17 protein-coding genes, 1 tRNA gene and 1 pseudogene are annotated in these 17,298 nt (G+C 69.4%); 17 read left to right on the top strand and 2 right to left on the bottom strand.

The window, feature by feature from the left end:
• The first annotated feature begins 283 nt into the window (after positions 1-283).
• The 3 genes from QF032_RS19075 (at position 284) to QF032_RS19065 (ending at position 4,490) form a co-directional block, all read left to right on the top strand.
• Positions 284-2,530, top strand: a complete 2,247-nt coding sequence (locus tag QF032_RS19075; protein WP_306950870.1) for a DEAD/DEAH box helicase — start codon at positions 284-286, stop codon at positions 2,528-2,530.
• Positions 2,531-2,711: 181 nt separating this feature from the next.
• Complete coding sequence (locus tag QF032_RS19070) at positions 2,712-4,265, top strand: amino acid permease (RefSeq protein WP_307056756.1); 1,554 nt, start codon at positions 2,712-2,714, stop codon at positions 4,263-4,265.
• 152 nt (positions 4,266-4,417) lie between these two features.
• Positions 4,418-4,490: transfer RNA gene (locus QF032_RS19065), tRNA-Lys, on the top strand.
• A 257-nt stretch (positions 4,491-4,747) separates the two neighbouring features.
• Here QF032_RS19065 and QF032_RS40640 read toward each other — a convergent pair.
• A pseudogene (locus tag QF032_RS40640) lies at positions 4,748-5,740 on the bottom strand (site-specific integrase); the annotation flags it as partial.
• Between the two features lie 392 nt (positions 5,741-6,132).
• A complete protein-coding gene (locus QF032_RS19055) occupies positions 6,133-6,900 on the bottom strand; it encodes a helix-turn-helix domain-containing protein (protein WP_307056752.1) in 768 nt (255 codons plus the stop codon).
• A 124-nt stretch (positions 6,901-7,024) separates the two neighbouring features.
• On the opposite strand from QF032_RS19055, the gene QF032_RS19050 reads away from it, so the two are divergent.
• From QF032_RS19050 to QF032_RS18985, 14 genes are all read left to right on the top strand, one after another.
• A complete protein-coding gene (locus QF032_RS19050) occupies positions 7,025-7,240 on the top strand; it encodes a hypothetical protein (protein ID WP_373430482.1) in 216 nt (71 codons plus the stop codon).
• 417 nt (positions 7,241-7,657) lie between these two features.
• Entirely contained in the window at positions 7,658-7,852 is a 195-nt protein-coding gene (locus tag QF032_RS19045) for a hypothetical protein (protein ID WP_307056747.1), read from the top strand.
• Complete coding sequence (locus QF032_RS19040) at positions 7,849-8,286, top strand: hypothetical protein (RefSeq protein WP_307056745.1); 438 nt, start codon at positions 7,849-7,851, stop codon at positions 8,284-8,286. Before QF032_RS19045 ends, QF032_RS19040 begins: the two co-directional genes overlap by 4 nt.
• On the top strand, positions 8,283-9,620 hold the full coding sequence (locus QF032_RS19035) for an AAA family ATPase (protein WP_307056744.1): 1,338 nt from the start codon (positions 8,283-8,285) through the stop codon (positions 9,618-9,620). The genes QF032_RS19040 and QF032_RS19035 overlap by 4 nt, the downstream gene beginning before the upstream one ends.
• 170 nt (positions 9,621-9,790) lie before the next feature.
• On the top strand, positions 9,791-10,417 hold the full coding sequence (locus QF032_RS19030) for an SEC-C metal-binding domain-containing protein (protein WP_307056742.1): 627 nt from the start codon (positions 9,791-9,793) through the stop codon (positions 10,415-10,417).
• Entirely contained in the window at positions 10,414-10,722 is a 309-nt protein-coding gene (locus tag QF032_RS19025; protein ID WP_307056740.1) for a hypothetical protein, read from the top strand. The genes QF032_RS19030 and QF032_RS19025 overlap by 4 nt, the downstream gene beginning before the upstream one ends.
• A gap of 53 nt (positions 10,723-10,775) precedes the next feature.
• A complete protein-coding gene (locus tag QF032_RS19020; RefSeq protein ID WP_307056739.1) occupies positions 10,776-11,084 on the top strand; it encodes a hypothetical protein in 309 nt (102 codons plus the stop codon).
• 73 nt (positions 11,085-11,157) lie between these two features.
• Entirely contained in the window at positions 11,158-11,592 is a 435-nt protein-coding gene (locus QF032_RS19015) for a DUF4326 domain-containing protein (RefSeq protein ID WP_307056736.1), read from the top strand.
• A gap of 56 nt (positions 11,593-11,648) precedes the next feature.
• A complete protein-coding gene (locus QF032_RS19010; RefSeq protein ID WP_307056734.1) occupies positions 11,649-11,984 on the top strand; it encodes a hypothetical protein in 336 nt (111 codons plus the stop codon).
• Between the two features lie 81 nt (positions 11,985-12,065).
• Positions 12,066-12,698, top strand: a complete 633-nt coding sequence (locus tag QF032_RS19005; RefSeq protein WP_307056732.1) for a hypothetical protein — start codon at positions 12,066-12,068, stop codon at positions 12,696-12,698.
• On the top strand, positions 12,691-13,053 hold the full coding sequence (locus tag QF032_RS19000) for a hypothetical protein (RefSeq protein WP_307056730.1): 363 nt from the start codon (positions 12,691-12,693) through the stop codon (positions 13,051-13,053). Before QF032_RS19005 ends, QF032_RS19000 begins: the two co-directional genes overlap by 8 nt.
• A gap of 221 nt (positions 13,054-13,274) precedes the next feature.
• Positions 13,275-14,153 (top strand): helix-turn-helix domain-containing protein, encoded by an 879-nt coding sequence (locus tag QF032_RS18995; protein WP_307056729.1) that lies wholly within the window; start codon positions 13,275-13,277, stop codon positions 14,151-14,153.
• Positions 14,150-14,497 carry a hypothetical protein gene (locus QF032_RS18990; protein WP_307056726.1) on the top strand — a complete coding sequence of 116 codons (348 nt, stop codon included), beginning with the start codon at positions 14,150-14,152 and terminating at the stop codon, positions 14,495-14,497. Before QF032_RS18995 ends, QF032_RS18990 begins: the two co-directional genes overlap by 4 nt.
• Entirely contained in the window at positions 14,494-17,292 is a 2,799-nt protein-coding gene (locus QF032_RS18985) for a hypothetical protein (RefSeq protein ID WP_307056724.1), read from the top strand. Before QF032_RS18990 ends, QF032_RS18985 begins: the two co-directional genes overlap by 4 nt.
• Positions 17,293-17,298 lie beyond the last annotated feature (6 nt).

Genomic DNA, 17,298 nt, shown 5'->3' with positions numbered 1-17,298 from the left:
CCCGGAGGGGGTACGCGGGCCTCGGTGCGGCGGGAGCCACGCGGACCGCGGTCTCGCTCGGCCGGGGCGGCTGAGCTGCGACGATGGCCTCGGTTTGCCTTCCACGGCCGAGGTGCGTATGGTAGTAGATCGTTTGATCCCATTTGCCCGGCGCCACTGCAGAGCGCGCCGTGTGGCGCGTACTCTCCCTTGCCGTGGCTGACCGCATAGAGGCGGTCCTTGCAATGCGAACACGGAGTTGACGGGCGCGTGCCGAAGAGACTCCGGAAGGTTTCGCATTCGCATGTCCATTTCCAGTACTGATCACGCCGTCATGCCCGAGAACGACGGCGCGACGATCGACGAAGCGGCGATCGAGGTCACCGAGGCCGCCGAGGCCTCCGTCGAGACCCCCGAACTCACCTTCGCCGACCTCGGTCTCCCCGAGGGCGTCGTGCGCAAGCTCGCGCAGAACGGCGTGACCAGCCCCTTCCCGATCCAGGCCGCGACCATCCCGGACGCCCTGGCCGGCAAGGACATCCTCGGCCGTGGCCGCACCGGCTCCGGCAAGACCCTCTCCTTCGGTCTGCCGACCCTGGCCACGCTGGCCGGCGGGCACACCGAGAAGCGCAAGCCGCGCGCCGTCATCCTCACGCCGACCCGTGAGCTGGCGATGCAGGTCGCGGACGCGCTGCAGCCCTACGGCGACGTCCTCGGCCTGAAGATGAAGGTCGTCTGCGGCGGTACGTCGATGAGCAACCAGATCTACGCCCTGGAGCGCGGCGTCGACGTCCTCGTCGCCACCCCGGGCCGGCTGCGCGACATCATCAACCGCGGCGCCTGCTCCCTCGAGAACGTGCAGATCGCCGTCCTCGACGAGGCCGACCAGATGTCCGACCTGGGCTTCCTGCCCGAGGTCACCGAGCTGCTCGACCAGATTCCGGGCGGCGGCCAGCGGATGCTGTTCTCCGCCACGATGGAGAACGAGATCTCCACGCTGGTCAAGCGCTACCTGAGCAACCCGGTCACGCACGAGGTCGACAGCGCCCAGGGCAACGTCACGACCATGTCGCACCACATCCTGATCGTGAAGCCCAAGGACAAGGCGCCGGTCACCTCCGCGATCGCCTCGCGCAAGGGCCGCACCATCATCTTCGTCCGCACCCAGCTGGGCGCCGACCGTATCGCCGAGCAGCTGCGCGACGCCGGTGTGAAGGCGGACGCGCTGCACGGCGGCATGACCCAGGGCGCGCGCACCCGCACGCTGGCCGACTTCAAGGACGGTTACGTCAACGCGCTCGTCGCGACCGACGTCGCCGCCCGCGGCATCCACGTGGACGGCATCGACCTGGTCCTGAACGTGGACCCGGCCGGCGACCACAAGGACTACCTGCACCGCGCGGGCCGCACGGCGCGCGCCGGCCGCACCGGCACGGTCGTCTCGCTCTCGCTGCCGCACCAGCGCCGTCAGATCTTCCGTCTGATGGAGGACGCGGGCGTCGACGCCGGGCGTCACATCATCCAGGGCGGCTCCGCCTTCGACCCGGCGGTCGCCGAGATCACCGGCGCCCGCTCGATGACGGAGGTCCAGGCCGAGTCCGCGGGCAACGCGGCGCAGCAGGCCGAGCGTGAGGTCTCCGAGCTCACCAAGGAGCTGGAGCGCGCGCAGCGCCGGGCGACCGAGCTGCGCGAGGAGGCCGACCGTCTGGTGGCCCGCGTGGCGCGTGAGCGCGGCGAGGACCCGGAGGCGGCCGTCGTCGCGGCCGCCGAGGCGGTCGTCGAGCAGGACGCCGTGGCGGAGGCCCCGGCCGAGGCCGCGGTGGCCGTGGCCGCCGAGCAGCCCGCCGAGCGTCCCGCGTACGAGCAGCCGCGTCAGCGCCGTGACGAGCGGGGCAACTACGAGCGCCGTGACGACCGTCGTGACGACCGTGGCGGCCGTTCCTTCGAGCGCCGTGACAACGACCGCGGCGGCTTCAACCGCGGTGACCGTGGCGGCTTCAACCGCGACGACCGCGGCGGCCGTTCCTTCGAGCGCCGCGACGACCGTCGTGACGACCGCGGTGGCCGTTCCTTCGAGCGCCGTGACGACCGCGGTGGCTTCAACCGCGACCGTGACCGTGACAACAACCGCGGCGACCGTGGCGGCTTCAACCGCGACGACCGCGGCGGCCGTTCCTTCGAGCGTCGTGACGACCGTCCCTCGGGCGGCTTCCGCCGCGACGACCGTCGTGACGAGCGTCCCTCCGGTGGCTTCCGCCGCGACGACCGTCCCTCGGGCGGGTTCAACCGTGACCGTCGTGACGAGCGTCCCTCCGGTGGCTTCCGCCGCGACGACCGTCAGTCGGGCGGCTTCAACCGCGACCGCCGCGACGAGCGTCCGTCCACCCACCGTGGCAGCGACCGCCCGTTCAACCGTGACCGTCAGGGCGACCGCCCGGGCTTCCGCTCCGGTGGCCACGAGCGTCCGTACGGCCGTCGTGACGACCACCGCGGCACCGCGCCCGGCGCCGGCCGTCGCGACGACAAGCCGCGCTGGAAGCGCAACGGCTGACGCACCCGCTGACGCCGGCTCACCCGCGTGAACGCCGTGGCCCCCACCGACCGACCGGTGGGGGCCACGGCGTTTTCGCATGTCCGCGCGCACCGGCCGGTAGGGCTAGAAGTGCTACAAGGGCATTTTCTAGCCAAGTTGTGACGTGTGTCACGCGCTTGGGGTGGGAATTGCTGGGGGCATGACAGATCACGGCACAGTGGGCGGCGGCCCTCCCGGGAACCTCTCGGACGAAGAGCGGCTGGCCCAGCTCGGCTACACCCAGGTTCTCGCCCGCCGCATGTCGGCGTTCTCCAACTACGCGGTCTCCTTCACGATCATCTCGGTCCTGTCGGGCTGCCTGACGCTGTACCTGTTCGGCATGAACACCGGCGGCCCGGCGGTGATCATTTGGGGCTGGGTGGCCGTCGGCCTCATGACGCTGTTCGTGGGCCTGTCGATGGCCGAGATCTGCTCGGCGTACCCGACGTCGGCCGGCCTGTACTTCTGGGCGCACCGGCTGGCGCCCCCGCGCTCGGCCGCGGCCTGGGCCTGGTTCACGGGCTGGTTCAACGTGCTCGGGCAGGTCGCGGTGACCGCCGGCATCGACTTCGGGGCCGCGTCCTTCCTCGGCGCGTACCTGAACCTCCAGTTCGACTTCCAGGTGACGCCCGGCCGCACGGTCCTGCTCTTCGCCGGGATCCTGCTGCTGCACGGCCTGCTGAACACCTTCGGGGTCCGCATCGTCGCCCTCCTCAACAGCGTGAGCGTGTGGTGGCACGTGCTCGGCGTGGGCGTCATCGTGGGCGCGCTGGCCTTCGTCCCCGACAAGCACCAGTCGACGTCCTTCGTGTTCGGCGAGTTCGTCAACAACACGGGCTGGGGCAGCGGGGTGTACGTCGTCCTGCTCGGCCTGCTGATGGCCCAGTACACCTTCACCGGCTACGACGCCTCCGCCCACATGACGGAGGAGACGCACGACGCGTCGACGGCCGGGCCCAAGGGCATCGTGCAGTCCATCTGGACCTCGTGGATCGCCGGCTTCGTCCTGCTGCTCGGCTTCACCTACGCCATCCAGTCCTACGACGCCGCCCTCGCCTCGCCGACCGGCGCGCCGCCCGCCCAGATCCTGCTCGACGCGCTCGGCGCGACCGCCGGCAAGCTGCTGCTGCTCGTCGTCATCGGCGCCCAGCTGTTCTGCGGGATGGCGTCGGTGACCGCCAACAGCCGCATGATCTACGCCTTCTCGCGCGACGGGGCGCTGCCCTTCTCCCACGTCTGGCACACGGTCAGCCCGCGCACCCGCACGCCCGTCGCGGCGGTCTGGCTGGCGGCCGGCGGCGCGCTGGTGCTGGGCCTGCCCTACCTGATCAACGTGACCGCGTACGCGGCCGTGACCTCCATCGCCGTCATCGGCCTCTACATCGCGTACGTCATCCCGACGCTGCTGCGTGTCCGCAAGGGCGACGCCTTCGCGCGGGGCCCGTGGCACCTGGGTCGCTGGTCGAAGGCGATCGGCGTGGTGTCGGTCGCGTGGGTGGCCGTCATCACCGTCCTGTTCATGCTGCCCCAGGTCTCCCCGGTCACCTGGGAGACGTTCAACTACGCCCCGATCGCCGTCCTCGTCGTCCTGGGCTTCGCGGGCGGCTGGTGGCAGCTCTCGGCGCGCGACTGGTTCCTCAACCCCGAGCACGAGAAGACCCTCGCCAGAGAGGCCGCACGGGCGGGCACGCCCGGCAAACCGCCCAACCCGTGACGGATTCCGGTCGCTTCCGGTCCGCTTCGGGTCTGCCCACCCGCCTGCGGTCCGCTTCCCGGCCGCTTTCCGACCTTCGACGCGGCCGTGTCGCCGATACCCGATCGGAGACACGGCCGCGTCCCGCTATGCTCGGGGAGGCAACATCACCGGGGCCCTTAGCTCAATTGGCAGAGCAGTGGACTTTTAATCCATTGGTTGTGGGTTCGAGTCCCACAGGGCCTACCGAACGGATCGGCAGGGAAACCCTTGTTGACCAGCGGCGGAGCGCTCCGACCGAACTTACTCGGTTGGGGCGCTTCCGTCGCTCGGGGCCGAGGTGAGCCCGAGGTGAGCCCGCCGGTTTCTCCGACCGCCTCTTTGCGCGCCCGAGGAACCAGGCCTGCAGCCTTCTCCGACACCTCTCGGTCGACCTCAGGAAGCAGCGACGTGTACGTGTCGGACGTCAGCACGATCGTGCCGTGCCGCAGCGTCTCCTTGATCGTGTGAAGGTCGCCGCCGCCCGCGTGAATCAGCGTTGCCGCGACGTGCCGCAGATCCCGAAGATTGATCGGCGGGAGATCCGTGCGGGCGCAGATGCGGCGGAACGCCTCAGAGACAGCCTCGGGGTGCAGCCAAGAGCCGTCCTCGCGCGTGAACACCTTGCCCGTGTCCTTCCACGCCTCGCCCCACTGCAGGCGCTCCCGATTCTGCCGGGCTCGGTGCGCACGCAGCACGGCCACCGTCGCCGTGTCGAGCCCGATCGTGGCCGCGCTGCTGTCCGTCTTGGGCGCCGACTCGTATGGCGTCCAGCCGTCCGTCACGATCTCCGTGGACACCGTGAGTTCCCCGCCGTCGAGGTTCACCTCAGTCCAGCCCTGGCCGACCGCCTCTCCGCGGCGCAGCCCTCGGAACCCCATCAGGTGAAACAGCGGGGCCAGCCGTTCCTTGTCGGCCTCGGCCTGGTCGAGGAACACGCCGAACTGCTGCGGCGTCCACACCATGACCGAACACGGCTTCTCGCCGCTCTCGCGCCACCGACGTACACGTTCCTCGGTCCACAGCAGCGGCTTCGGACGCTTGCCCGACTCCAGCTCGACATACGCAGCCGGATTGAAGGTGATCAGTCCGCGGGCGATCGCAGCGTTCAGTGCGGTCCGCAGCGTGCGACGGACCGCCTGCCGGGTGGCTGGCCCATTCGTCTTCCGGTACGGCTTCATCTCGGCGAGCTTTGCCCGCTCCTCGGCGAGCCGCCGGCGCTCCGCCATCTTTGGCGCACCTTGCTTTCCCGGCCGGCACCGCGCCTCCTGCTCGCGACGCTCGGCATTCTCGGTCTCGATCACCTCGTTGTCGTCGGCGATCGCGTCGAACATCTCCGTCAGATGATCCACGTTCAGTCTGTCCAGCCGGACGTGTCCGATGCGGGGCTTCAGGTGCACGCGGATGTGGGACTTGTAGCCGTTGTTCGTCGTCGGCCGGGTCTTCTTCTTTGCCATCCACGCGTCGAGCCACTCGCCCACAGTCATACGGCTGGTGAGCGACTGACCACGGTTCAGCTTGCGGCGCGTCTCTTCGAGGTCGGGCAGCGAGGACCGATCCTTGGCCACCTGCTCCAGCAGTTCAGCGATGCGGGCACGGCCCTCGTCGTCGTCCTCCTCGGGGAGCGCAAGCAGCGCGCGGACTTTGTCGAGGTCGCTCTGTGCGTCCGTCGCGGATGCGTAGCCGCCTCGGCGGAAGTTGCGGCGGGTGCCGTCCTCGCGGGGCGGGAGTTCCTGCCGAAGTGCCCAGAGGCCGTGACGCTTCTGTTTGAACTTCGGGCACGCCTGCCCGTACTGCTTGCCGGTCTCCGGGTTACGGCAGGCGCACCTGCGGAAGGTCGAGCCCTTCATCAGTGCGCCCCTGTCCCACCACTCGGCGGTGGTTCTTCTCCGATGCGTCCGTAGACCACGCGGAGCGCCTCCTCGAAGCTGATCCCTTTGGCGCTCGCGTAGGTGCGAGCCGTGTCCTCCAGCGTGACGCCGTCGATGGCTGCACCCATGGGGCCAAGGTCAGGCGGAATGAGTCCCTGGTCCCGCATGGTCTGGCGCACAGTACGAAGTGCGTCCTCAGCGCTTTGCATGCTCTGCCGGAACAGTTCCACGAGCGGGGGCGCTCCACCACCGGCCTGATCGGTTTCGGCCCGGAGCTTCGCCATCTCTGGGTCGCTGCTGCTGAGGAGGCTCAGCATCTTCTCTCGGCTGCTCAGCCAGTCTCCGAGTCGGCGGTCGTGGTCCCGGTACAGGCGCACGACCTCCGTGTCAGCGGGCTCTGTGCTGCCCGGGAGTCGGTCGGTTTCGCCGGTGAGCCACTTGAGAGCTGCCCATGGGGGGGCCGACTGGCCCGGCAGGGGGGAGACGACGTCCTCGTGTCCCAGTGGGAAGACGAGGAGGGCCGGCGGCACCTGAAGCGCCTGAGCAAAGACCAGCAGTTCGGGGACTGAAACGGTCGGACGTCGGCCGCTCTCGAAGTTGGCCAGCACGCCCCGTGCGATCGGGTGTCCCAACTGGGCACAGGCGTCGGATAGCTGCTGCGCGCTCATGCCGCGGCGCTGTCGATGGCGGCGGACTTCGCCTGCAACGACCTTCGCGACTTGGGCTGCCCACGGTTCGTCTGTCACGGACGATCACAATACGCGGATGTTCTGGCATCGTCCAGCATCACACGGTATTGTGATTCACGAGCAGTGAACTGATCGGAGTTGCCACGTGAAATCACATGCCCGTGTGAAGACTGCGCGCGCCATGACCCCGGGAGAGCTTCTGCACCTCCCGGTTTCCTTCCCCCTGGAGACGGCGAACCGGGCGCTTCATCTCGGTCGCACGACCGGATATGAGCTGGCCAAGCGCGGTGAATACCCCGTGCGAGTGCTGCGCCTCGGAAACGCGTACCGCGTCACCCGCGCCGACCTTCTCCGGTACCTCGGTGTCGACGACCGCGCGCTGCCCGAAGGCGCATGAGAGCGGCCCCCATCTGGACGGCAATCCAGACAGGGGCCCACGCCCACCCATGACGAAGCCCCGGCCATCGCTCGCCAGCAAGATCCGGGGCCACGTCTTCTCGACTCAAGCAGGAGGACGTATGTCCCAGAGTACGGGCGTACCGCCCGACCCGGCCACACCGATCCGGCTCGACTGGTCTCGCGCCAAGGTCGGCGACCCGGCCCCGTGCATCGCGTGCGGACGCCCCGCCCTGCTGCGGCACCCCGAGACCGACCAGCCGCACCACAGGAACTGTGACGAACCCGCCGCGTCTGCTCCCGCAGCGCAACAGGAAGCAGCGATCCGGCCGTGCCGCTTCTGCGGGAACCCGGCCAGTCTCCGCGGTCCTGAGGGCAAGTCCGAGCACTGGTCGTGCCGCAGGAAGGCGGCTGTCCGGTGAGCGGCAGCAAGGACATGGGTGCGCTGCTCGACAAGGTCCGCGAGCAGGGGTTCCGTGTCCGTCTCTGCGGGTCGGGCCACTACGTAGTAGCCGGCCGTCGCGGGGTCGTGTCGGTGTCGAAGACGCCTTCCGGTGGCAGGGCGGTGGCGAACACGAGGGCCGCGTTGCGCCGGATCGGGGCAGTCCTGTGAACGGGCCGCGCACGGGGGACGACCCCGTCGCCCTGTGGGCTAGCGCGCGGGTGACCGAGCTCCTCGACGGCCAGGACGTCACGGTGCGGCTGCCCAAGTACGGATCCGCCGCATGGCGGCAGCTCGCTGGCGACGACCCGCGCAGGTACGCCGCCACCATCACAGCCGCCGAAATGTGGCGCCGCTTCGGAGACGAGGACGACCTCTTGCAGTGGTTCCGCGAGGCACACCACGCACGGCCGCCGCTGGCCAGCAGGAAGACCCTCGCCGAGCTCAACAAGGCAGCGAAGCCGAAGCCGGCGCACCAGCTGCGTGCTGCTCCCGGATGGCCGCCGGTCGCAATCCCGGGACGGCCCGGCTGGTCGCGGCACCTGGTCAACGGCGAGCAGGTCGACCTTCCCCACAACAACCGGTCAGGAGCGGCAGCAGCGTGACCACCTCGTTCGACTCCACTCGGTTCTGCGCGCACCCGACCGGCGATGGCCGGCCCTGTGACAACACCGAGCCCACGCACCGCGGCGGGCAGCTCGGGCACGCCTTCCAGGCACCTGGTGCGGACGGCCCGCTGTGGCTTGACGACGGGCAGGCGGAGGAGATCGAACCTGGGCAGGAGAAGCTCCGTCAGCTCGTCCTCACCCCTGCGTCGAAGATCCGTATTCGGCCCGTGCGCTGGCTGTGGGACACCACTCCCGAAGGTGCGCCGCCCACCAGCCACGGCCGGATTCCGCTCTACTCCCTGGTCATCGCTGCGGGTGGCCCCGGTTTGGGCAAGTCCCAGTACGCCGTATGGATGACCGCGCGGATCACGACTGGGACTCTGCCGGGCGAGCTGTGGGGCCAACCGCGTGGCGTCATCTACGCGGCGAGTGAGGACTCATGGTCGTACACGATTGCGCCCCGGCTGATCGCTGCCGGCGCTGACATGGACCTCGTGTTCCGCATCGACGTCAAAGACGACGAGAAGCTGAACGCCAGACTCACGCTGCCGCTCGACACGTCACTCCTCGGGAAAGCTGCCGAGCTGTACAGCGTGGCCCTGCTGGTCGCGGATCCGCTGCTTTCGCTGATCGACAGTGGCATCAACGACTACCGGGCCGCTGAGGTCCGGCAGGCTCTCGAACCGCTCGTAGCCGCAGCGGAGCGCCACAACTTCACCATCCTTGGGCTGGCCCACTTCACGAAGGCAGGTGTTGCCGACCCGCTTTCCCGGATTGCGGGTTCGGGTGCCTTCGGGCAGCTCATCCGGTCGTTCATCGCGTTCGCCCGCGAGGACACCGACGACGGCGATCAGCGGTTCGTGATGTCGCTGGAGAAGAACAACCTCGGTCGTCTCGGGTTGCCGTCGCACTCATACGTGATCCAGCCGGTGACCGTGGACACCCCCGAAGGACCTTCGTATGTCTCTCGGTTCGTGCTCGGGCCTGAGACGAACACCTCCGTCCGTGACGTCATGCGCGACGAGTCCAACCCAGGCGGCGTCGACAGGGCTGAACGTGGTGAGGCAGTCGAGTGGCTGGAGGACTACCTCACTGCGGGCGACCGCTGCGGCGAAGCCCTTCCGAGGGAGATCCAAGACGCGGCGAAGAAGGCTGGCGTCTCCGCCAACGCGCTACGAGAAGCGAAGGCGAAGCTCGGCGTGAAGAGCGTCAAGCCGAAGGGCGTCATGAACGCCCCGTGGCTCTGGCAGCTGCCGGGATTCGCACCCACAGAGTCAGTAGAGGCCCCCCCTTCCCATACGCAGTCCGCATCTTCCCCATCTTCCTACTGACCTGCATATATATCCCCCTCATCTTCCCCCCACCTTCCCCTCATCTTCTAGAAGATCCCCACCTTCGAAGGTGGGGAAGGTGAGGCGAAGGCGAGGCGAAGGTGCGGGAGAGAAAACGCAGGTCACTACGAAGATGCGGAAGGTGAGGCCACCTAGAACAGGAACCCCTCATGCCCGACCGCACGTTCCTCGACGACGATCAGCTTGACGCCCTCTTCAACGCCATGCCCGGCACGGACACGATCCCCGTAGGGACCCTCGACCAGCTGAACGCCGCCACCCGCGACATGGCCGGCATCGGCAGCGACATCGCCCTCTCCGCCGTCGCCCTCGGCGGCTGGGCCTACCTGGGTGCGCCACCCGAGGACATCGCACTCCGTAAGCGCATGCTCCGCCCCGTGGTGAAGATGCTCCTCGCCGCCGTCTCCGCGGGCATCACCGACTTGTGCGAGCACTCCCGGCAGATCCGCCCGGTGCTGCTGTACTGCGACCCGCCGTCCCTGGTCTGCCTGGAGCCCGCCTGTCTGGCCAAGGTCGACCAGCATGCGAAGGCTGTGGGATTCCGGTGGGACAACCACTGTGACGGGTGCGGTGTGTACACGAAGGTCGTGACCCCGTACCTGACGACGCTCGGGCCGCTCAGTCTGAGCGGGCATCTGTGTCAGGCGTGCGCGGACGCGGCGACGAACGATGTCGTCCAGGCCGCCGACGAGGTCCGTCCCATCAGCCGCAAGAGCCCGTGTCCGTGTGGCTCGGGTCGCCGCTTCAAGCGCTGTCACGGAGGGGAGCCGTCGTGACCGAGTCGACCAGCCATGTCGAGTTGGAGATTCAGCGGCGGATCCAAGCCGCCCGCGTCAAGGTGCAGGCGGCGCGGGAGCGGAGGGCGGGTTTCGCCGAAGCCCGCCGCGCCGGCCTCGCACGACGGCACGCGGCGAAACTGCGCGCGTTGGCCGAAGCCGAGGAGCGGCGCGCCTTCTGCGACGGCTGCAACGGCACCGCCGAAACGCACGAGCAGATCACCCACGACCCCTGGTGCTCGGACGACCTCCGAGACGTGTCCGGATCCGGACACGTCTCCGTGCCCGACACCACCGCCGACTGACCCCAGCCTTCCGGCCGTCGACCGGCGGCCGGCCCAACCCGAAGGAGACCGACATGCACCTCAGCGAGAACTGCGACTACGAGATCGAGCCCGGCCACTTCTGCGACAAGCCCGCCACCTGGCTCGCCCTCTCCGGCGAAGCCCCCGAGTCGTGGGCCGACCAGGGCGCGGGCAATGCGTCCGTCGCCTCGTTCTGCTCGTACTTCCACGCGAAGGCGGAGCCCCGGCCGAACCTTGCTGCGGCGAAGCGGGCCGCTGCGGTGATCGCCGAGCAGCTGGCCGGTGGTTACGACTACGGGATCCCCGCCGTGTGGCAGCGCCTTATCGACGCGTACCCGAAGCCCGTTCCGTACACCGACTGACCCGCACACCAAACGGCCGGCCCGCGGGGAATGCGGGCCGGCCACCCCTCAGCACACCACGAAGGAGAACCCGATGCCCACCACCGTCATCAACCTCAAGGGCCGCATCCACGACTACGGCCCCCGCCTCGAGCACGCACCCAAAGGGCTCGTCTACGTCGGCCGGCGGATGGCACCCCGCCGCGCCGGAAGCTGGGACCTGCGCGCTCACCCGCTTGCGAATCCGTACTCCGTGAAGGCGCTCGGCAGCAACGAGGCGGCCGTCTCCGCGTACTGCCGGCACCTACTCAGTGAGCCGACCCTGCTCGCCTGTGTGCAGCTGCTGCGCGGCTCCACCCTGGCCTGCTGGTGCGCACCGGAGCCCTGTCACGCGGACGTTTTGGCGGTGTTGGCGGAGGCGGACCGGGGCGAGTATCCGGCGCTGCTGGAGGCGCGGGCCGCCGACGGTAAGGCGGAGCAGGACGCGGCTGCTGCGGAGGCGTGGCAGCGGCGGGTCAACCGGAAGTGACCACTTGGGCCCGGCTGTCGACCGGCGGCCGGGCGCCCCGACGGAGGAGCAGCATCGTGGAACCGCAAGAGCAGATCATCCTGACCATGGCCGGCCGTATCGCCGAGCTCGAGGCGAGCATCCCGGAACACCTCGCCGCCGGCGATCCGGCCTGCGCCGACATGGCCTTGTACGGGGCCCGTGAGCTCCGCAACGTCCTCGACGTGATCGTCGGTCCGCGCTGGCCGATCTGGGTCGCTCAGAAGGCGGGAGCGCTGCTGGCGGACGACGACGATGGCCCGTCGCTTACCGAGGAGTTGCACATCACGTTGGCGCACAACAAGTACGCGCGTGAGGAGCTGGCCCGCCAGATCGACGAGGCTCGTGAGCGGGATGAGCGCGGCGACGGGTGAGGAGCCGGCCGGGCCCGGTCGTCTCCCGGACGGCCGGGACTTTCGCGCGTGTCAACCTGCCAGTGTCAACCGGAGGTGCCTGTGAAGACCGATCCCGCCCGTGCCGTGCAGGACGAGGAGATCCTCCGTCTGCGCTGCGCCGGCTTGTCGCTGCGTGCGATCGGCGCCCGTGTCGGGCTTTCGCATCAGGGCGTGTCCGACCGGATCACCGCGGCGCTTGCTGAGCTGGTGACTCCGGTGGCGTCGGAGTTTCGGGAGTTGGAGGCCGCGCGGCTGAACGACCTTACGTTCCGCGCCTATGAGGTGTTGGACGGGGCGGAGGGTGACGAGGTGAAGCTGAGGGCGATTGATCGGCTGGCCCGGCTGTCGGAGTCTCGTAGGAAGCTGCTGGGTTTGGATGCGACGGAGCCGATTGCGGTGACGTTGTCGCGGCGTGCTGATGTTGAGGGTGAGGCGGTGGCGGACGCGATTGCTGCGGCTCTGGAGGTGCTCGGCTTGGATGAGGGGCAGCGCCTGTTGGCGGTGGCTGCGGCGGTGGCGCGGTTGTCGGGCGGGGAGCCGCCTGTGCCGGTGTCCACAATTGTTGACAGCGAGGTGCTGGCGGATCCGCGGGTGGTGATGGAGGAGCGGTTGCGGGATCTGACGGCGGATGAGGGCATCGACGTCGAGGCGCTGCTCGCCGAGGTTGATGAGGAGGACGGTAGGGATGGCTGAGGATGCGGCGGAGCGGTTGGCGCGGATGCGGCGGGTGATGGTGAGGTTGCGCCGTCAGGGGCGGGTGGAGGAGTTCGAGGCGGTGGCGGCGGCGTACAGCGCGCTGAAGCGTCAGCAGATGGAGCGGGCGGAGGAGGAGGGGCGGGCGGCTGTGCGGGCGCGTAGGGCGCAGCAGCGGGCGGAGGAGCCTGTTCGGTCGGGGGCGTGGCGTCTGCCGTATGGCTTCAGTAGCCCGTTGGCGCGGGAGCGTGCGCGTTCGGGGTGGCGTGCGCGGGAGGAGCCGGTGGTGCCGGCGGGTGGGCTCAGGCCGTGGCGTTCGAGGTCGTTGGCGCAGACCCGCATCTGGCGGCCGTAGTCGCACGGGGGCCCGCCCCGGGAGGACGCCGTGCCTGAGCGTGTCGGGGCGGGCCTGGTGCGGTCCGCCCGTCGTACACCGGACGGCCCTGGCTGCTGTCTGGTGCCGGGTATCGCGCCGGCTCGGACGTGCAGCGTGCTCGGAGGATAGGCCTGCTTCCGTAAGGGTCCTTCCGGAACCACCGGAATGATCTTCGTGGGTGTGGTTCTACCGTCCGCGACATGGACGAACTCACCGCCGCCGGGGCCGCGGCGTACCTCGGTGTCTCCCGCGAAGCTGTCGACCGTGCCGCCCGTGAGGGGCGCCTGCCTGCGCTCGGCGGGGACGGTCCGCGCCGGTTCTCCCGCGAGGGCGTCGAGGCGTACCACCAGGCGCGAACGCGGGAGAAGATTGCTGCTCTGGCGCGGGTGCGAGAGACGCCGGTGTCGGTGGCGAAGCGTGTGCGTCTGGCGCTTCACGAGCGTGGGAACGGGCTGCCGAGGTCGTTTGATGAGCGGCTGTCGGCGATGCCTCTTCTGTGGCGGTCGCTGTTCTCGCGGGCGGAGTTGGCGGCGGCGGGCGTTCCCGACGGTGGGGGCTGCCGCTGGTGTCGGGCGGTGGAGTTCAGCCGGTTCCTGGGGACGCGGCCAGTGGAGTACGCGCCGGCGTTCGCGGAGCTGTTCGGTGCGCAGCCGTGCGGGACGTGTGGGCCGGGGCTGCTGGCCCCGTACTGGGCGTCGTTGCGGGCGCGGGTGCATCCGGACGGTGTGGCCCCGTCTGGGGCTGCTGTGGCCCCTACGGCGGACGAGCGGGCGCGGGCTGCGGAGTGGGTGCAGCGTCGTCCTGTGACGCCCGTGGCGCGGCCTGTGGGCGATGACGACGGGCGTGCGCTGGTGGCGGCGGGGCTTCGTACCGCGCGGGCACGACTGAAGGATGCGAAGCGTCGCGGCGATCAGCGGCACGTGCTGCAGATGGCGCAGACGATCCGGGCTCTGGAACGGGATGCGGCGGTCGTTGACGGGCGGGCGGGTGCGGCCGTGAAGCCGGGCCGGCTGAAGTGCGGTCACGCGCTGGCCGCGAACTGTGGGTGTCCGCGGTCGTCGGCGCGGGGGCAGCGGTGAACGCGCGGGAGCAGCTGCTTGCTGCCGGGCGGGCTGCTCTGGCCGAGCTCAACTACGCGCATGACGCCGCGGTGGAAGCCGTCGTGTCTGAGGTGCAGCAGCAGACCGGCGAGCAGCTCCTCGTCCGCAGGCCCGGCGTCCTCGACGCGGGCTGGGCGGACCTGAGCCGGATGTCGTGGCAGTGCAGCAATTTTGAGGCGGCGGTGCGGCTGCTGCGCCCGCTGCTCGAGCATGATGGGCGAACGCTCGGCGCGGTTTTGAAGACTGCGGATCCGCTGCTGGTGCGGGACGTGCAGCGCCACCTCGTCGAGGCTGGCGTGCTGCCGCGGGAGGTGGCGTCATGAGCACCCCTGCGGGTGGTGGTGTCGTCGGTAGCGCCACCATCATCGTCACCGCCGACACGACTGCGGCGGCCCTCGCGATCCGCGGCCTGACCCGCGACGCCGACGGACGACTCCGGGACTTGCGCGGCCGGTTCGTGTCCGAGTCCCGCGCCATCAACAACTCCCTCAACTCGGTCACCACCAGCAGCGACAAAGTGTCCGAAGCGATCAGCGGGATCCAGTCCGCAGCGCTCCTCCTAGCCCCGGCGCTCATCCCGATCGCCGTGCAGGCCGCACCCATCGCGGCGAGCATGGGCGCGGCAGCGGTCGCCGTCGGCGTGTTCGGTGCGGCCGCAGCCGGACAGGCCACCGCGATCACCGAAGCCGCCGACGCCGAGAAGAAGTATCAGGACGCCGTCGACGAACACGGCGCCACCTCCAAGCAGGCCGCCGAGGCACAGACCGCCTACGTCAAACAGATCCAGAAGATGCCGCCCGCCACCCGCACCGCGGCCGCCGCCCTGTCGTCGCTGAAGGACCAGTACCAGAACTGGTCGGACGCCCTGGCTGGCGACACGATGCCGGTGGCGACGAAGGCGTTTCAGACGTTCTCTGCGGTGTTCCCGAAGCTGACGCCGCTGGTGCAGGGCACGAGCACGCAGCTGGACCGGTTCGTGACGATCGCCGCGGGCAGCATCAACACGCCCGGCTTCGACGCGCTCATCGACCGCTTCACCACCTTCGCGACCGGCGCGCTCGCCAAGGCGAACGACGGGCTTGTGCATTTCCTGAGGACCGCGGACACGGGCAAGGTGTCCGGCGCGGTCTCCGAGTTCATGGACTACGTCCGCGCCAACGGGCCGTTGGTGAAGGAAACGTTGGCGAACGTGGTGCAGGCGCTGGCGAACATCGCGCAGGCCGCCGCGAACGCCGGCCCGGGACTGCTGACGCTGGTGAACGCGTTCGCCGGGCTGGTGGCGTCCGTCCCTCCCGGTGTGATCACGACGATGCTGCAGCTCGCGCTCGCCCTGAAGGCGGTGCGGATCGCGGCGGCCGGGGCGGAGGCGATCTCGCTGGGGCTGACCGCGTTCGCGACGGGAATCGGCGCGATGCGCACGGCGGCGGCGGGCGCGTCGGGAGTGCTGCCCCGTCTCGGCGCGGCTATGGGGGCGCTGTCGCGGTCGGCGAAGGTCGCGGTCGCGGGTACGGGTATCGGGCTGCTCGTCATCGCCTTGTCGGAGTTGGCGCAGCGGGGGCGTGAGGCTCCGCCGGATGTTGATGCGCTCACCTCTTCGCTGCGCCAGCTGGCTGCGACGGGCAAGGCCACCGGGGAAGCAGCGAAGGTGTTCGGCTCCGACCTCGACGGCCTGTACGGCAAGGTGCGGTCGCTGACGGACCCGACGACGACGGACAAGGTGCAGCAGTTCCTTGTCGGCTGGACGGGCTGGGATTCCACGCCGGTGAAGGAGGCGACGGAGAACCTTGACGCGATTGACCAGACCCTCGCAGGTTTGGTCAAGAGTGGTCAGGCGGATGTGGCTGCTGCCGCGGTGAAGCGGCTGACCGCCGAGTACGGGGAGGGCGGGAAGAACACGGCGGAGTTCACGTCGAAGCTCGAGGCGTACAAGTCGGCGGTCTCTGATGCCACGTTCGAGCAGCAGCATGGGGCCGCTGCGATGGGGATTTTCGGGGCGCAGGCGCAGTTGACGTCGGCGAAGCTCGACGTGCAGAAGGCCAGCGCCGAGGGACTGCGGCTCGCGATCCAGGCGCTGAACGATGTGAACCGTGGTGCATACGACGCGCAGATCGGGTTCGAGTCCTCGTTGGACGCCCTGACGGCGAGCTTCAAGGAACATGGGGCGACGCTCAACATCGACAGTGCGGCGGGCCGGGCGAACGGTCAGGCGATGTCGGCGGCGGCGAAGGCGCAGGATGAGCTGCTGGCGTCGGGGGTCGCGGCGGGCGGGTCGCTGGAGTCGATGACGCAGAAGTCGAACACGCTGCGCGCGACGATGTTGAAGCTCGCCACGGATGCGTTCGACGGGAACAAGAAGAAGGCGCAGGAGTACGTCAACACCCTCCTCGGTACGCCGGACAAGATCACGACGCTGGTGAAGGCGGAGAGGGCGGATGCGATCTCCGGGCTGAAGCAGGTTCAGGCGGAGATCAACAAGACTCCGGGTGCGAAGAAGGTGACCGTCAGCACGCTGTCCGCGGCGGCCATCAAGGCGCTCGAGAATGTCGGGCTGAAGGTGCGGCAGCTCCCGGACGGCAAGGTGGAGGTGTCGGCGGGGGGCAATGCGCTGGGCAACATCTACTCGGTCGGGCAGGCGTTGAACAACATCGACGGGAAGACCGCGAACACCTACGTCGTCACGCACTACAAGCGTGATGACGGGGCGAGCTTCCTTGGTCCGTCGGGCCGGTACGCGACGGGCGGTCTGGTGGGGTTCCCGTCCGGAGGGCGTGTGCGGGGTGCGGGGACGGGCACGTCGGATTCGATCCTGGCGCGGGTGTCGAACGGGGAGTACGTGATTCCGGCGCGGCGTGTGCAGGAGTACGGGCCTGCGATGTTCGATGCGATTCGTGCCGGCACTCTGTCGACGGCCCGGCCCGCCGCTGCTGCTCCGTCGTGGTCGTCGCTGGGAGTGGGGAGTATGCGGACTGCTGCCGCGGCCGGTCCGACGAACATCAGCCTCACGGTCAAAGTCACGAACTCCGGTGTGCTGGGTTCGCAGCGTGAGGTGGAGAACTGGCTGACCATGTCCCTCGACCGGCTGAAGAGGCAGGGCAGGCTGAACGGGCTGATGAGGTGACGCCGG

Origin of the sequence: Streptomyces achromogenes (assembly GCF_030816715.1) — a bacterium.
GTDB classification, from domain to species: Bacteria; Actinomycetota; Actinomycetes; order Streptomycetales; family Streptomycetaceae; genus Streptomyces; species Streptomyces achromogenes_A.
The sequence above is the reverse complement of the archived record's forward strand: the minus strand, read 5'-3'. Positions and strand labels throughout refer to the sequence as shown.

Coding starts and splice junctions, on each gene's coding strand:
- QF032_RS19075 (WP_306950870.1), top strand. CDS start 284: ATGTCCATTTCCAGTACTGATCACGCCGTCATGCCCGAGAACGACGGC.
- QF032_RS19070 (WP_307056756.1), top strand. CDS start 2,712: ATGACAGATCACGGCACAGTGGGCGGCGGCCCTCCCGGGAACCTCTCG.
- QF032_RS19050 (WP_373430482.1), top strand. CDS start 7,025: ATGACCCCGGGAGAGCTTCTGCACCTCCCGGTTTCCTTCCCCCTGGAG.
- QF032_RS19030 (WP_307056742.1), top strand. CDS start 9,791: ATGCCCGACCGCACGTTCCTCGACGACGATCAGCTTGACGCCCTCTTC.
- QF032_RS19020 (WP_307056739.1), top strand. CDS start 10,776: ATGCACCTCAGCGAGAACTGCGACTACGAGATCGAGCCCGGCCACTTC.
- QF032_RS19015 (WP_307056736.1), top strand. CDS start 11,158: ATGCCCACCACCGTCATCAACCTCAAGGGCCGCATCCACGACTACGGC.
- QF032_RS19000 (WP_307056730.1), top strand. CDS start 12,691: ATGGCTGAGGATGCGGCGGAGCGGTTGGCGCGGATGCGGCGGGTGATG.
- QF032_RS18995 (WP_307056729.1), top strand. CDS start 13,275: ATGGACGAACTCACCGCCGCCGGGGCCGCGGCGTACCTCGGTGTCTCC.
- QF032_RS18985 (WP_307056724.1), top strand. CDS start 14,494: ATGAGCACCCCTGCGGGTGGTGGTGTCGTCGGTAGCGCCACCATCATC.